At 70.8% G+C, this 14,472-nt stretch carries 13 protein-coding genes; 12 read left to right on the forward strand and 1 reads right to left on the reverse strand.

Annotated features, from left to right (window positions below):
• Window positions 1-161: 161 nt before the first annotated feature.
• Window positions 162-2,300, reverse strand: coding sequence for an elongation factor G-like protein EF-G2 (locus ABD844_RS10415; protein ID WP_344875434.1), 2,139 nt, complete (start codon window positions 2,298-2,300; stop codon window positions 162-164).
• Between the two features lie 166 nt (window positions 2,301-2,466).
• Between ABD844_RS10415 and pgsA the strand changes: the two genes are divergently transcribed.
• The 12 genes from pgsA (at window position 2,467) to ABD844_RS10475 (ending at window position 14,456) form a co-directional block, all read left to right on the forward strand.
• Window positions 2,467-3,069: a phosphatidylinositol phosphate synthase gene (pgsA, locus tag ABD844_RS10420; RefSeq protein ID WP_344875436.1), complete on the forward strand. Its 603-nt coding sequence runs from the start codon at window positions 2,467-2,469 to the stop codon at window positions 3,067-3,069.
• Window positions 3,066-3,977: a phosphatidylinositol mannoside acyltransferase gene (locus ABD844_RS10425; RefSeq protein WP_344875438.1), complete on the forward strand. Its 912-nt coding sequence runs from the start codon at window positions 3,066-3,068 to the stop codon at window positions 3,975-3,977. Before pgsA ends, ABD844_RS10425 begins: the two co-directional genes overlap by 4 nt.
• The gene (locus ABD844_RS10430) at window positions 3,974-5,104 is read left to right on the forward strand and encodes a glycosyltransferase family 4 protein (protein ID WP_344875440.1); all 1,131 of its coding nucleotides are present in this window, start codon (window positions 3,974-3,976) and stop codon (window positions 5,102-5,104) included. The genes ABD844_RS10425 and ABD844_RS10430 overlap by 4 nt, the downstream gene beginning before the upstream one ends.
• Window positions 5,105-5,112: 8 nt before the next feature.
• On the forward strand, window positions 5,113-5,643 hold the full coding sequence (locus ABD844_RS10435) for a hypothetical protein (protein ID WP_425568535.1): 531 nt from the start codon (window positions 5,113-5,115) through the stop codon (window positions 5,641-5,643).
• Window positions 5,644-5,705: 62 nt separating this feature from the next.
• Complete coding sequence (locus ABD844_RS10440; protein WP_344875444.1) at window positions 5,706-6,725, forward strand: DUF3048 domain-containing protein; 1,020 nt, start codon at window positions 5,706-5,708, stop codon at window positions 6,723-6,725.
• Window positions 6,726-6,897: 172 nt separating this feature from the next.
• Window positions 6,898-7,812, forward strand: a complete 915-nt coding sequence (gene pdxS, locus ABD844_RS10445; protein ID WP_344875565.1) for a pyridoxal 5'-phosphate synthase lyase subunit PdxS — start codon at window positions 6,898-6,900, stop codon at window positions 7,810-7,812.
• A gap of 229 nt (window positions 7,813-8,041) precedes the next feature.
• Window positions 8,042-9,724 carry an alkaline phosphatase D family protein gene (locus tag ABD844_RS10450; RefSeq protein WP_344875446.1) on the forward strand — a complete coding sequence of 561 codons (1,683 nt, stop codon included), beginning with the start codon at window positions 8,042-8,044 and terminating at the stop codon, window positions 9,722-9,724.
• A 194-nt stretch (window positions 9,725-9,918) separates the two neighbouring features.
• A complete protein-coding gene (pdxT, locus tag ABD844_RS10455) occupies window positions 9,919-10,497 on the forward strand; it encodes a pyridoxal 5'-phosphate synthase glutaminase subunit PdxT (RefSeq protein WP_344875448.1) in 579 nt (192 codons plus the stop codon).
• A gap of 3 nt (window positions 10,498-10,500) precedes the next feature.
• Entirely contained in the window at window positions 10,501-11,250 is a 750-nt protein-coding gene (locus tag ABD844_RS10460) for a YebC/PmpR family DNA-binding transcriptional regulator (protein ID WP_344875450.1), read from the forward strand.
• A gap of 62 nt (window positions 11,251-11,312) precedes the next feature.
• Window positions 11,313-11,450 carry a hypothetical protein gene (locus ABD844_RS10465; RefSeq protein ID WP_344875452.1) on the forward strand — a complete coding sequence of 46 codons (138 nt, stop codon included), beginning with the start codon at window positions 11,313-11,315 and terminating at the stop codon, window positions 11,448-11,450.
• Between the two features lie 66 nt (window positions 11,451-11,516).
• Window positions 11,517-13,295 carry a hypothetical protein gene (locus tag ABD844_RS10470; RefSeq protein ID WP_344875454.1) on the forward strand — a complete coding sequence of 593 codons (1,779 nt, stop codon included), beginning with the start codon at window positions 11,517-11,519 and terminating at the stop codon, window positions 13,293-13,295.
• Window positions 13,296-13,307: 12 nt separating this feature from the next.
• Complete coding sequence (locus ABD844_RS10475) at window positions 13,308-14,456, forward strand: GNAT family N-acetyltransferase (protein WP_344875456.1); 1,149 nt, start codon at window positions 13,308-13,310, stop codon at window positions 14,454-14,456.
• The last annotated feature ends 16 nt before the right edge of the window (window positions 14,457-14,472 follow it).

Below are 14,472 nucleotides of genomic sequence, written 5' to 3' on the forward strand. Positions count from 1 at the left end.
GTGTGGCAGCCGCCGGGGCATGCTCGGTACGAAAAAACGAAATCGAGTCGTGATGCTCTTGTGACAAAAGTAAAGGGCTGGGCCGGGAGGGACATTTCCCTCCCGGCTTCTGCGGCCTGATGTGTCTGCCTGTCTACCCGGACCTGTTCACTCCGTGGCGCTCACTCCGTGGCGGTCATCTTGCTCGCGAGGTTCGGCGGCAGTGGCTCGTAGCGCAGGAACGCGCGGTGGAACGTCCCCGTCCCGTGCGACATGGACCTCAGGTCGATGGCGTAGCGCGTGATCTCCAGTGCGGGCACCTCCGCCTTGACCAGCGTGCGGCCCGTGCCCACCGGCTCCGTGCCGAGCACCCGGCCGCGCCGCGACGACAGGTCGGACATCACCGAGCCCACGTAGTCGTCGGCCACCAGCACCGACAGCTCGTCCACGGGCTCCAGCAGCAGCGTCGGCACCTTAGACGCCGCCTCCTTGAGCGCGAGCTGTCCCGCGATCTGGAAGGCCATGTCGGAGGAGTCGACGGAGTGGGCCTTGCCGTCGTACAGGGTGACGCGCACGTCCACCATCGGGTAGCCGGCCACCACGCCGCGCTCCATCTGCGCGCGCACGCCCTTCTCCACCGACGGGATGAACTGTCGCGGCACCACGCCGCCCACGATCTTGTCGACGAACTCGAAGCCTCCGCCGGACGGGAGCGGCTCGACCTCGAGGTGGCAGATCGCGTACTGGCCGTGGCCGCCGGTCTGCTTGACGTTGCGGCCCATCGCCTGGCACCTGCCGCCGAACGTCTCGCGCAGCGGCACCCGCAGGTCGACCCGCTCGACCTCCACGCCGTGGCGCTTGGCCAGGCGGTCGAGCAGCACGTCGGTGTGCGCCTCGCCCATGCACCACAGCACGAGCTGGCGGGTCTCGGCGTTGTTCTCCAGGCGCAGCGTCGGGTCCTCGGCCACCAGGCGGCCGAGTGCCTGCGACAGTTTGTCCTCGTCGGCCTTCGACCTGGCCCTGATCGCCACGGGCAGCAGCGGCTCCGGCATGGTCCAGGACGTCATCAGCAGCGGGTGCTCGACCTCCGACAGTGTGTCGCCGGTCTCGGCCCGCGAGAGCTTGGCCACGGCCACGATGTCGCCCGCGACGCCCTTGGCCGCGCCGCGCTGCTGTTTGCCCAGCGGGCAGGTCAGGGTGCCGATGCGCTCGTCCACGTCGTGGTCCTCGTGCCCGCGGTCGGCCAGGCCGTGCCCGGAGACGTGCACGGTCATGTCGGGGCGCAGGGTGCCGGAGAAGACGCGTACGAGGCTGATGCGGCCCACGTACGGGTCGCTGGTGGTCTTGACGACCTCGGCCACGAGCGGGCCGTCAGGGTTGCAGGTGATGCCGTTGACCGGCTTGCCGGACAGATCGGTGATCTCGGGCATGTGATGTTCCAGGGGCGACGGGAAGCCCTGCGTGATCAGCTCCAGCACCTCGTGCGCGCCCACCCCGAGGCCGCTGCACAGCACCGGGTGGAAACTGCCGCGCGCGACGGCCTTCTCCAGGTCGTCGACCAGGACCTTGGTGTCGATCGGCTCACCCTCGAGGTAGCGCTCCATGAGCGACTCGTCCTCGCTCTCCTGGATGATGCCCTCGATCAGGACGCCGCGGTGCTCATCGATCTGCGCCTCGTACTCGGCGCCTGGGTCCTTCTCCGTACGCTTCCCCGTGGCGTAGTTGTAGAACTTCTGCGTCAGCAGCCCGATCAGCCCGTTCACGTGACCGTTGGTGATCACCGGGAGATAGAGCGGCGCGACGCCGTCGCCGAAGACCTCCTGACAGGTGGCCAGCACCTCGTGGAAGTCGGCCCGCTGATGGTCGATCTTGGTGATGACGACCGCCCGCGGCATGCCGACCCTGGCGCACTCCTCCCAGAGCATCTGTGTGAGACCGTCGACCCCTTCGAACGCCGAGACCACGAACAGCGCGGCGTCCGCGGCGCGCAGGCCGGCGCGCAGGTCGCCCACGAAGTCGGCGTAACCGGGTGCGTCGAGAAGGTTGATCTTGATGCCGTTGTGCACCAGCGGCGCCACGGCGAGGTTGACCGACCGCTGCTGCCGGACCTCGACCTCGTCGAAGTCGCTGACGGTGTTGCCGTCCTCGACCCGTCCCGGGCGCTGGATGGTGCTCGTCGCGGCCAGTAGCTGCTCGACGAGGGTCGTCTTGCCCGCTCCTGAGTGGCCGACCAGCACGACATTGCGTATCGCATCCGCCCTGTCGGCCGCGGGTGCCCTGCCCGCGGCTCCCACGGCGCCGCTCGAATGTCTTTCCGCCACATCGCCTCCCGCGTCGTCGGTACGTCTGCCAACGCCGCGCCCGCGCGGAGGGTGCTGGAAACCGCATGGACGCGGTGTGTTCACCAAATACCCATGTGGCGGATATCACAAGGGGGGCACGGCAAAGAAAGTTGTCAGCCCCGTCGTGGCCTAGGATCGGAGCGCGATGCTCAAACTCCTGCGCCCGGCCATGACCCGGATACTCACCCCGCTGGGCAGGGCTCTCGTCGGCCGCGGGATCGGCCCGAACGCCGTCACGGCGGTCGGCACCCTCGGCACCGTCGTGTCGGCCCTGTTCTTCTTCCCCTTGGGGCAGCTCACCCTGGGCGCCCTCGTGATCACCGTCTTCGTGCTGTTCGACCTGCTCGACGGCGTGGTGGCCCGGCTCGGCGGGCAGGGGGGCACGACCTGGGGGGCCTTTCTCGACTCGACGCTCGACCGGGTCGCCGACGCCGCCATCTTCGCCGGCTTGATCCTCTACTTCATCTCCTTGGGCGACACCGTGACGGCCTCGGTGACGCTGGTGTGCCTGATCGCCGGGGCCCTGGTGTCCTATGCCAAGGCCAGGGCCGAGGGGCTCGGGCTCACGGCCGACGTCGGGGTGGCCGAGCGGCCGGAGCGGCTGGTGGTGGCACTGGTGGCCGCGTGCCTGGCGGGGCTCGGCGTTCCGTACGTTCTGCCTGTGGGCATGTGGCTGCTCGCGCTGGCCAGCGTGATCACCGTGGGGCAGCGCGTGGTGGCCGTCTACCAGCAGACGAGGGAGAGATGAGCGAGAAGGCGTCTTTCACCGACCGTGTCGTGGCCGCCGGGTTCGCGGCGGGGTGGCGGCTCGTGCCGCTGCTGCCGCGGCGACCCACGGCCGCCGTCTTCCGGTTCCTGGCCGACCGGGTCTGGCGCGGGCGCGGCAGGTCCGTGCTGCGGCTGGAGTCCAACCTGGCCAGGGTGAGCGGCCTCGACGCGGGCAGCAGGGAGCTGGGCGAGCTGACGCGGGCCGGGATGCGCTCCTACTTCCGCTACTTCCACGAGATCTTCCGCCTGCCGTCGATGGACCGCGCCGAGATCGTCCGCCGCACCCACGTCATCGGCGCCGAGCACGTCCACGACACCGTGGCGGCCGGGCGCGGGGTGGTACTGGCCCTGCCCCACATGGGCAACTGGGACCAGGCGGGGGCGTGGCTGGTGGGCGTGGGCCACCCGTTCGCGACCGTGGCCGAGCGGCTCAGACCCGAGTCGCTGTTCCGCCGCTACGTCGCCTTCCGCGAAAGCCTCGGCATGGAGGTGCTGCCGCTGACCGGCGGCGACGGCCACAACTTCGGCACCCTGGCCACCCGCCTGCGCAAGGGCGGCGTGGTCTGCCTGCCGGCCGAGCGCGACCTGACCAAGAACGGCGTGGAGGTGCGCTTCTTCGGCGCGGCCACCAAGATGCCCGCGGGGCCGCCGCTGCTGGCGGTGCAGACGGGGGCGGCGCTGCTGCCCGCCATCGTCTACTTCGAGGGCGACGACTGGGGCATCCACATCCACGGGGAGCTGCCGGTGCCCGCGGAGGGCACCCGGCAGGAGAAGGTCTCCGCGCTGGCGCAGGGCCTGGCCGACGTGTTCGAGAAGGGCATCTCCGAGCATCCGGAAGACTGGCACATGATGCAGCGCCTCTGGCTCGACGACCTGGAGCCCCGATGAGGGTCGGCATCGTCTGCCCCTACTCGTGGGACATGCCCGGCGGGGTCAAGCAGCACATCGACGACCTGGCCCAGGCGCTCATGGCGCACGGCCACATCGTGTCGGTGATCGCGCCGGCCGCCGACGACGACGAGCTGCCGCCCTACGTGACGGGCGCGGGCCGGGCGGTGCCGGTGCCGTACAACGGGTCGGTGGCCAGGATGTCGTTCGGATTCCTGTCGGCCGCGCGGGTGCGGCGCTGGGTGCGCACGGGCGAGTTCGACGTGCTGCACATCCACGAGCCGCTGATCCCGAGCCTGGGCGTGCTGGCCTGCTGGGCGGCCAAGGGGCCGATCGTGGCCACGTTCCACGCCTCGTTCTCGCGCTCGCGGGCGATCGCGATCGCCGAGCCGCTGCTGCGCAGCGCGCTGGAGAAGCTCAGCGGCCGCATCGCGGTCTCCGACGCGGCCCGCAAGAGCCTGGTCGAGCAGTTCGGCGGCGACACGGTGCTCATCCCCAACGGCGTCACCGTGGCCCGCTACACCGAGGCCGAGCCGCTCGACGGCTGGGGGCCCGACGGCGCCACGATCGGCTTCCTGGGCCGCATGGACGAAGAGCGCAAGGGCCTGCCGATCCTGCTCGACGCCTTCCGCACGCTGGCGGCCGAGCGGCCCGAGGTGAAGCTGCTGATCGCCGGGCCCGGCGACGAGAAAGACGTCTACGAGCGGGTGCCCAGGGAGTTCCGCGACCGGGTGACGGTGCTGGGCATGGTGAGCGAGGTCGACAAGATCCGCGCCTACCACTCGGTCGACGTGTTCTGCGCGCCCAACACGCGCGGCGAGAGCTTCGGCATCGTGCTGGCCGAGGCGATGGCGTCCGGGGCCACGGTGCTGGCCAGCGACATCCCGGCCTTCCGCAAGGTGCTGGGCGAGGGGCAGGCGGGCGCGCTGTTCGCCAACGGCGACCCGGCCTCGCTGGCGCGCGAGGCGGGCGTGCTGCTCGACGCGCCGGAGCGGCGGGCCAAGCTGGCCGCGGAGGCGCTGGTGGCGGTCAGGAAGTACGACTGGTCCACGGTGGCGCGCGACGTCGTACGCGTCTACGAGACCGTCACCATGAGCGGTGTGGGGCGGGTGGAGGAAGACCTGTGACGTCCACCATGATCGTACTGATCGTGGGCATCGTCGTGGTGCTCATGGCGGTCTACATCTCCTGGCGGGCCGGTCGTCTCGACCGCCTGCACATCCGGCTGGAGCTGGCCCAGGAGTCGCTCGACGCGGCGCTGATGCGGCGCCGGGCGGTGGTGCTGGAGCTGGCCGGCTCGCGCCTGCTCGACCCGGCCACGTCGCTGGTGCTGGCCGCGGCGGCCCACGAGGCCAGGACGGCGGGGCCGGAGGAGCGCGAGCACGCGGAGAGCGACCTGTCGCGGGCGCTGCGGGCGGTGGTCGACCAGGAGCGCTTCAGGGAGAAGCTGTCGGAGGCGCCCGGCGGCCCCGACCTGCTGGAAGAGCTCGACGCGGCGGTGGCCAAGGTCGTCTACTCGCGCCGGTTCTACAACAACGCCGTCGGCGTCACGCGTACGGCGCAGCGCCGCTGGCTGGCCAGAACCCTGCGCCTGGCGGGCTACACCGAATACCCGCAATTCTTCGAGATTGATGACAATCCGCCCGCGACCATGGCAACTGAATGACCTGATTTGGGGAAGCCAGTAAGCTTCATCCCGTTTTCGGGCTGAGGCAAGGAGAGTTACACGTGCGGCTTACCCGGATGATCACGCTCTGGCTGGCGGGAGCGGCCGTGGTGCTGCCCGTAACGGCCTGTTCCTCCGACGACCCGGCGGCCGGGCAGGCGCCGCAGGCCGCCACCGCCGCGGCGGTGCCCAGCGAGGAGCCGGAGGAGGTCAACGCCCACCCGTTCACCGGCAAGCCGTACGACAAGCTCAAGCCGGTGCTCGCGGTGAAGATCGAGAACACCGCGGCGGGCAAGCCGCAGCTCGGGCTCAAGAGCGCCGACATCGTCTACGTGGAGCAGGTCGAGGCCGGACTGACCCGGCTCATGGCCATCTTCTCCTCCAAGCTGCCGGCCAAGGTGGGCCCGGTGCGCAGCGCCCGCATCTCCGACCTGCACATCGCGCCGCAGTTCGGCAAGCCGGCCTTCTCCTACTCGGGCGCGCAGACCAAGATGCTGCCGTTCATCGCCGAGGCGTCCCTGTTCGACGTCGGCGACACGCGCACCCCCGGCGCGTACTTCCGTCAGCCGGGCCGCGTCGCCCCCTACAACCTGTTCGCCAACACCAAGGAACTGCTGGCCGGGGCCCCCAAGGCGAGCAAGGCCAAGGACGTCGGCTTCACCTTCGGCGACGCGCCGGCCGAGGGCGGGACCGAGCGGAAGTCGTTCACGGTCAGGTGGCCCGCCGCGCGCTTCACCTTCACCTGGTCGGAGGCGAAGAAGCAGTGGATGATCGCGCAGGACGGCAAGAAGGACATGGCCGCCGAGGGCGGCCAGCTCAGCGCGCCGACGATCGTGGTCCAGTACACCAAGACCGAGCGCTCGGAGTTCCACGACGTGAACGACAGCTACACGCCGCTGGTGCACACCACGGGCAAGGGCTCGGCGGTCGTGCTGCGCGACGGTAAAGCTTTCAACGCCAAGTGGGAGCGGAAGTCGGAGGAGAGCGGCACGACGTTCACCACCGCGAGCGGCGAGCCGATGAACTTCGCGCCCGGCCAGGTCTGGGTGGCCCTCGCCAGCCGCAAGCCCGTCATCCCCTAGCGCCCTCCCGCCGGAAGGAGGGCCCCCTCATGAGCCTCGTGGGGCCGCGCTCTGGCCATCCTGTATGGGTGAGGCCATAGATCCTGACATGTTGGTATGTCGGGGGAGGGGTGGCGCAGGACCTACGATGGGCTTGATAAACGTGTACAGAATCGCCGTAGAGCCCGTGAGGATGACCGTGTCCAGCAGCACGCCAGAAAGCACCCCCGTCACCGGAACCGCCCGCGTCAAGCGCGGCATGGCCGAGATGCTCAAGGGCGGCGTCATCATGGACGTCGTCACCCCCGAGCAGGCCAAGATCGCTGAAGACGCCGGCGCGGTGGCCGTCATGGCCCTCGAGCGCGTGCCCGCCGACATCCGCGCGCAGGGCGGCGTGTCCAGGATGAGCGACCCCGACATGATCGACGGCATCATCGGCGCCGTGTCGATCCCCGTCATGGCCAAGGCCCGCATCGGCCACTTCGTCGAGGCCAAGGTGCTGCAGGCGCTGGGCGTCGACTACGTGGACGAGTCGGAGGTGCTCACCCCGGCCGACTACGCCAACCACATCGACAAGTGGCAGTTCACCGTGCCGTTCGTGTGCGGGGCGACCAACCTGGGCGAGGCCCTGCGCCGCATCACCGAGGGCGCGGCCATGATCCGCTCGAAGGGCGAGGCCGGCACGGGCGACGTCTCCAACGCCGTCACCCACATGCGGACGATCCGCGGCGAGATCAAGCGGCTCGCCTCGCTGCCGGACGACGAGCTCTACGTCGCCGCCAAGGAGCTGCAGGCCCCCTACGAGCTGGTCGCCGAGGTGGCCAAGTCCGGCAAGCTGCCGGTGGTGCTGTTCACCGCGGGCGGCATCGCCACCCCCGCCGACGCGGCGATGATGATGCAGCTCGGCGCCGAGGGCGTGTTCGTGGGCTCGGGCATCTTCAAGTCGGGCGACCCGGCCAAGCGCGCCGCGGCCATCGTCAAGGCCACCACGTTCTACGACGACCCCGACGTCATCGCCAAGGTTTCGCGCGGTCTGGGCGAGGCCATGGTCGGCATCAACGTCGACGAGATTCCGCAGCCGCACCGCCTGGCCGAGCGCGGCTGGTAGTTCCGGCGCGTCGTTGCAGGTCACAGGCTTGGACCCGTGAGACGATCACATCCGGCAGGCCGGAGACGGCCTGGCGGGGGCGCCAGAATGTGACGGTGAAAATTGCCGGAGAAGGCGGCATCCGCGAAGGATGTCGCCTTTTTCGTGTTGTCTGTTGTTCACCAAGTGGTCATCATGCTGAGACAGGCTACGGGGCGTCCCTCACCCTTGATCACCACAGGAGCCCCAGGTGTCCAAGCTGAACCGCAGGCATTTCCTCGTCACAGGGTTAGCGGCAGGCGCCGCCGCGGCCATCCCCGCCAGCGCCGCGCACGCCGAGCCCGACCCGGCCGCCGAGACCGCCCAGAGCCTGGCGTCTCGCGGGCTGCGTACCGACCCGTTCACCCTCGGTGTCGCCAGCGGCGACCCCGACCACGAGGGCTTCGTGCTGTGGACCAGGCTCGCCCAGCAGCCGATGGCCGAGGACGGGCTCGGCGGCATGCCGCAGCGGACCTTCCCCGTGCTGTGGCAGGTGTACTCCGACGAGCGCGCCCGCCGGGTCGTGCGCAGCGGCGTCACCGTCGCCGCCCCGGAGTGGGGGCACAGCGTCCACGTCGAGGTGGAGGGGCTCAGCTCCGACCGTGAGTACTGGTACCGCTTCCGCGTGGGCCCGTACGTCTCGCCGCTCGGCCGCGCCCGCACCGCCCCGCACCCCCTGTCGTACGGCGGCGGCCTGGCCATGGCCTTCGTCTCGTGCGCCCAGTACGAGCACGGCTACTTCACCAGCTACCGGCGCCTCGCCGAGGAGCACCCGGACATCATCCTGCACCTGGGCGACTACCAGTACGAGTACACCAAGAACACCTACACCATCCCCGGCGGCAACATCCGCCACCACGAGGGCCCCGAGACCGAGACGCTCGCGAACTACCGCCAGCGCCACGCCCAGTACAAGGTCGACCCCGACCTTCAGGCCGCGCACGCCGCCGCGCCCTGGCTGGTGGTCTGGGACGACCACGAGCTGGACAACAACTGGGCCGACGAGGTGCCGGAGAAGCCCGAAGTGCCCCAGCCGAACTTCCTGACCAGGCGTGAGGCCGCCTTCCGCGCCTACTACGAGAACATGCCGCTGCGCCGCACCTCGATCCCGCGCGGCATCGACATGCAGCTCTACCGGCGCGTCCGCTGGGGGCGCATGGCCACCTTCCACATGCTCGACACCCGCCAGTACCGCGACGACCAGGGCTGCGGCGACGGCTACCGCGACTGCCCCGCCGCGGTGGACCCGGCCCGCTCGATCACCGGCGCGGCGCAGGAGGAGTGGCTGCTGAACGGCTTCCACAACTCGCGCGCCCAGTGGGACATCCTGGGCCAGCAGGTCTTCTTCGCCCAGCGCGACAACAACGCCGGGCCCGCCAAGATCACCTCTCAGGACGGCTGGGACGGCTACGTCGCCTCCCGCCGCCGCATCACCGAGGGCTGGATCGACGCGGAGGTGCGCAACCCGGTGGTGCTGACCGGTGACGTGCACGCGCACTGGGCCAGCGACCTCAAGCTCGACTACGACGACCCGACCGGGCCCACGGTGGGGTCGGAGCTGGTGGCGACCTCGATCTCGACCGGCGGCGACGGGGCCGACTCCGACCCGGCCCGGCACCCGTTCCTGACGATCAACCCGCACCTGAAGTTCTACAACAACCAGCGCGGGTACGTGGTGACCAAGATCGAGCGCGAGCAGATGTCGGCCGACTTCAAGGTCGTGCCGCGGGTGCAGACGCCCGGGGCCGAGGTCTACACCCGGGCCACGTTCGTCATCGAGGACCGGGTGCCGGGGGTGCAGCAGACGTACCTGCGGCCGCTCGACCCGACGCTCCGCACCGCTCAGGAGATGACGGTGGAGGAGACGGTCCGCCTGGAGACCGAACGCCCGTAACGCCGCCGACGGGCACGGGACCTCACCCTTCGCCCGTCGCCGTTCCTGCCCGCCCGTTGCGCCGGCCCTCCGCGGCCGGTCCTCGGGCGGGCCTCTTTGCCTGCGGACGGGCCGTGGACGCGCCCCACATGGAAGACGGCGCGTGGTTCTGGTGTTGAATTAGCGGAACCCGTACCCGGACGGAAGGATCGGCTGTGCCCGCGATCGGTGTTCTCGCCCTCCAAGGAGACGTGCGCGAGCATGTGCGCATGCTTCGGGAGGCGGGCGCGACGGCCACCGCCGTACGCCGCTCCGCCGAGCTGGACGCGGTCGACGCACTGGTCGTCCCCGGCGGCGAGTCGACCACGATGTGGAAGCTCGCCGAGACCTTCGACCTGCTCGAACCTCTGCGCATGCGGATCAAGGAGGGCATGCCCGCCTACGGCTCCTGCGCCGGCATGATCATGCTCGCCGACCGCATCGAGGACGGCGTCGCCGGCCAGCAGACCATCGGCGGCATCGACATGGTGGTCAGGCGCAACGCGTTCGGCCGCCAGGTCCACTCCTTCGAGTCCGACCTCGACTTCGCGGGCGAACGGGTCCACGCGATCTTCATCCGCGCGCCCTGGGTCGAATCGGTCGGCGCGGACGTCGAAGTGCTGGGCAGGTGCGAGCCTGGGGATAGGATCGTCGCGGTCCGTCAAGGGCCGTTGCTCGCGACGTCGTTCCACCCCGAGCTCACCGGGGACGTGCGCGTGCACCGTTACTTCGTAGACATGGTGAGGGAGCTCTAGGTAATGTCCGGCCACTCCAAATGGGCGACGACGAAGCACAAGAAGGCCGCGCTCGACGCCAAGCGCGGCAAGCTGTTCGCGAAGCTCATCAAGAACATCGAGGTGGCGGCCCGGACCGGTGGCCCTGACCCGGACGCCAACCCCACCCTCTTCGACGCCATCTTCAAGGCGAAGAAGAACTCCGTGCCCAACGACAACATCGAGCGGGCGCGCAAGCGCGGCGGCGGCCTGGAGGCGGGCGGCGCCGACTGGCAGACGATCATGTACGAGGGCTACGCGCCCGGCGGCGTCGCGGTGCTCATCGAGTGCCTCACCGACAACCGCAACCGCGCGGCCTCCGAGGTCCGCGTCGCGCTCACCCGCAACGGCGGCTCGCTGGCCGACCCCGGCTCCGTCTCCTACATGTTCAACCGCAAGGGCGTCGTGATCGTGCCCAAGAACGGGCTCGACGAGGACACCGTGCTCATGGCCGTGCTCGACGCGGGCGCCGAGGAGGTCAACGACCTGGGCGACTCGTTCGAGGTCGTCTCCGAGGCCGGTGACCTGGTGCCGGTGCGCAAGGCGCTCCAGGAGTCCGGCATCGACTACGACTCGGCCGAGTCCAGCTTCCTGCCGACGATGAGCGTGCCGCTCGACGAGGACGGGGCCAAGAAGGTCTTCCGCCTCATCGAGGCGCTGGAGGACAGCGACGACGTGCAGAACGTCTTCGCCAACTTCGACGTCTCCGACGACGTGCTGGCCGCCCTCGACTGACCCGGCTCCGCTGCCGGGCCCCCGACGTCCGCGAGCCGGCCGGTCCCGCGTCCGCCACCTCGGTGTTCCACCGCGTCTGGCGTCCTGTTGGCCCCGCGTTCACCGGGGCGGTGCTCGCGGGCGCGGCGTTCACCGGACGGGCGTTCTGGCGGACGGTCGCGGTGGCCTGGCGTTCACCGGCACGGTTCGTCCGGGTGTGATGGATCACGGACCGGCTGGTGGCGATGCGTGCACGAGGGGGCCGGGGCAGCGTAGGGTCGGGCGTCGTGACTTCCCCCATCCCTCCACAGCCCTACTCGCGAGCGCTCGGCTTCCTGCTGGCCGTCCCGGCGTTACTCGGCGCCCTCATCACCCTGGTGCTGCCGACCGGGCAGACGATCTGGCTCAGCTTCCAGAGCGGCGGCATCCTGCGTGACAGCGCCTACGCGGGGACGGCCAACTACGCCCATCTGCTGGGCGAGGCCGAGTTCTGGCGTGCGCTGGGGTTCACGTTCTCGATGATCGTGTTCCCGCTGCTGGTGGCCGTGGTGGTGGGACCGCTGCTGGCCCTCGCCCTCGACCGGGCGGGCACCTGGACGCGGCGGGCCGGGCGCGTCGTGCTCTCGCTGGCCGTCGTCACCTTCTCGCCGGTGGCGGTCGCGGGGGCCTGGATGCGCGGGCTGACGGAGGACGCCACGGGCCTGGCCACCCTGGCCGACGGCCTGCGTGAGCCCGCCACGGCCCCGGGCGCGCTCCGGCTGATCGTCGCCGCCGCCACGTTCGGGCTGGTCTGCGCGCTGGCGGTGATCGCGTTCCTGCCCGCGCTGCGCGGCGGCACCCCCGTGCCCGCGATGCTCGTCGTCGGCGTCCTCGTCGTGCTCGCGATGGTCGCCGTCGGCCTCCAGTCGTTCTCCATCGGCCTGGCGCTCACTCGGGGCGGCCCTGAGCGCGTCACAGAGACGCTCGCGGGCCTCCAGTACGACAAGGCCTTCAGAACGGCCGAATTCGGCCTTGGTGCGTCCATCGCGGTCCTTACGGGGGTGATCCTCGGCGTGCTGGGCATTATCGCCACGATCGTCGCCGTGGCCGCGCGCCTGAGCATCACCGTGAACCGCCGCGCCGCGTCGGACCCGGCACCGCAGGGCCCGTACGATCCGGCGTCCGGCATCCCGGGCGGCGAGCCGACCCCGGGCAGTGCGGTGCCCCTGCCGCCCCCGGCGGCTCCCGGCGCCGTTCCCGGGCCGGTCAGCCCGTACCTCCCGGGGCCCGTGAGCGGCGACGGCGGGCAGGCCCCGGCCCGAACGGCGGCGAACCCCGTGGCCGTGGCGGTCGGCGTCGTCGCGCTCGTGGTCGTCGTGGTGGCCGCGTTCGTGCTCACCTGGCCCTGGATGGACGGCGTCCTCGCCTCGCCCTCCACCGAGGCCGGCAGCCTGCGCGCGTTCGTCAATACCTGGGTGCCCGCGATCGTCGGGGCGTTCGTCTCGGTGGGTGTGGCGTACCTGGCCGCGCTCGGCATCGGCGGACTGCGCCCGCTCGGCAGGGCCAGCGAGTGGCTGCTCCTCCTCTTCGCCCCGTGGTTGTTCGTCGGCACCGGCCCCCTCGGCGTCGCCAACTGGCAGAACATCCGCAACCTCGGCCTCATCGACACCCTTCCCGCGCTCATTCCGCCGCTGCTGGTGAGCGTCCCGGCCCTGTTCGTGCTCACGCTGCTGTGCAAGGGCCTGGCCGAGCGCACCGACAAGGACTTCTTCGCGGGGGTGTTCCTGCCCTCGCTCCCCATGGCGGGCATCCTCGTCGGCGCCGTCACGCTCGTGAACGCCCACGACCTCGGCTGGCCGCTGCTGGTGGCGCAGAACGCCGAGCTGTTCACCACCCCGGTCGCGCAGTTGGCCCTGCTCAGCGGCTACAGCGGCGTCGCCCCCGACGTCGCCGCAGGGACGCCGCTGCTCGTCGTCGCGGTCGCGCTGGCCGCCCTGGTCGCCGCCCAGCTCCTCTATCTCGACAGGCTCGCGGTCGCGACGAACGGCGCCGCAAATCGCTCGCCCGAACGTACTCCGGTTGCGTAGGGTTGCCTGTTCGTGGATATACGCGACCTCACTCCCGACGATCTCGACGACGTCTTTGACCTGCGCAAGCGCTCCTTCGGCCCGATCGCGCCCGCCGACGGGGAGAGGTGGCGGCGCGTCGTACTCCCCGACCTGAGCGAGGGCCGCTACCTCGGGGTGCTCGACGGCGGCCGGCTGGTGGCGGCGGCCCGGCTGCGCCCGTTCACGCAGTGGTGGCACGGGCGTCCGCAGCCGATGTCGGGCGTCGCGGCCGTCACCGTCAGCCCGGAAGACCGCGGTCGCGGTGTCGGCGGCCGTCTCATGCGCGCCGTGGTCGAGCGGGGGAAGGCGCTCGGCGACGCGGTGTCCGTGCTGTTCCCGGCCACCACCGCCATCTACCGCGGCGTCGGCTACGAGCACGCCGGTGCCCGGCACACCGTCCGCCTGCCCGCCGAGTCGCTGCGCGGGATCCGGCCGTCCGGGCAGGTCAAGCTGCGCAGGATGGGGCCGGACGACGCCGCGGAGCTGGTCTCGGTGCTGCACCGCGTGCACGGCGCCGCCCGTTCGAGCGGTCCCGTCTCCTGGGACGAGCGCACCTGGAGCGGGTGGCTGGCCAACGAGGACGACTTCCTCTACCTCGCGGACGACGGCTACGCCATCTACCGATGGCAGGGCGACGGCACGATGGAGGTCGAGAGCCTGCTCGCCGCCTCCACGCAGACGTTGCGCGCGCTGTGGTCCCTGGTGGGCAGCGCGTCCACGATCGCCCGTGAGGTGGTGGCCCCGGTGGCGCCCGACGACCCCGTGCTGTGGCTGCTCCACGAGCGGACGGCCGAGCGGGTCCACCAGGAGCGGTGGATGTTCAGGGTGCTGGACGTGGCCGCGGCCGTCGAGCGCAGGGGCTTTCCCGCGCACGTCTCCTGCGAGGCCGTGGTCACCGTGGACGACCCGATCGGGGGCGGGGGGACGTACCGGCTGGAGGTCTCCGGCGGCTCAGGCACGGCCACACCGGTCTCCGGGCCCCTCGGTGTCACGCTCTCAGTGAACGGCTTGTCCGCCCTGTACGCCGGGATTCCGGTGCAGACGCTGCGGCTCAGCGGGCTCATGTCCGGAGATGACCGATACGACCAGGCACTTGAGGCTGCCTTCGCCGCCAAGCCGTACATGCTCGACAGCTTCTGACGGGCGTTTCCCGATG

The organism is Nonomuraea antimicrobica, from assembly GCF_039536965.1.
Lineage (GTDB): Bacteria > Actinomycetota > Actinomycetes > Streptosporangiales > Streptosporangiaceae > Nonomuraea > Nonomuraea antimicrobica.

Excerpts from the sequence above, each read along its gene's own strand:
- ABD844_RS10460 (WP_344875450.1), top strand. The coding sequence starts at position 10,501 with ATGTCCGGCCACTCCAAATGGGCGACGACGAAGCACAAGAAGGCCGCG.
- ABD844_RS10430 (WP_344875440.1), top strand. The coding sequence starts at position 3,974 with ATGAGGGTCGGCATCGTCTGCCCCTACTCGTGGGACATGCCCGGCGGG.
- ABD844_RS10425 (WP_344875438.1), top strand. The coding sequence starts at position 3,066 with ATGAGCGAGAAGGCGTCTTTCACCGACCGTGTCGTGGCCGCCGGGTTC.
- pgsA (WP_344875436.1), top strand. The coding sequence starts at position 2,467 with ATGCTCAAACTCCTGCGCCCGGCCATGACCCGGATACTCACCCCGCTG.
- pdxS (WP_344875565.1), top strand. The coding sequence starts at position 6,898 with ATGACCGTGTCCAGCAGCACGCCAGAAAGCACCCCCGTCACCGGAACC.
- ABD844_RS10435 (WP_425568535.1), top strand. The coding sequence starts at position 5,113 with ATGATCGTACTGATCGTGGGCATCGTCGTGGTGCTCATGGCGGTCTAC.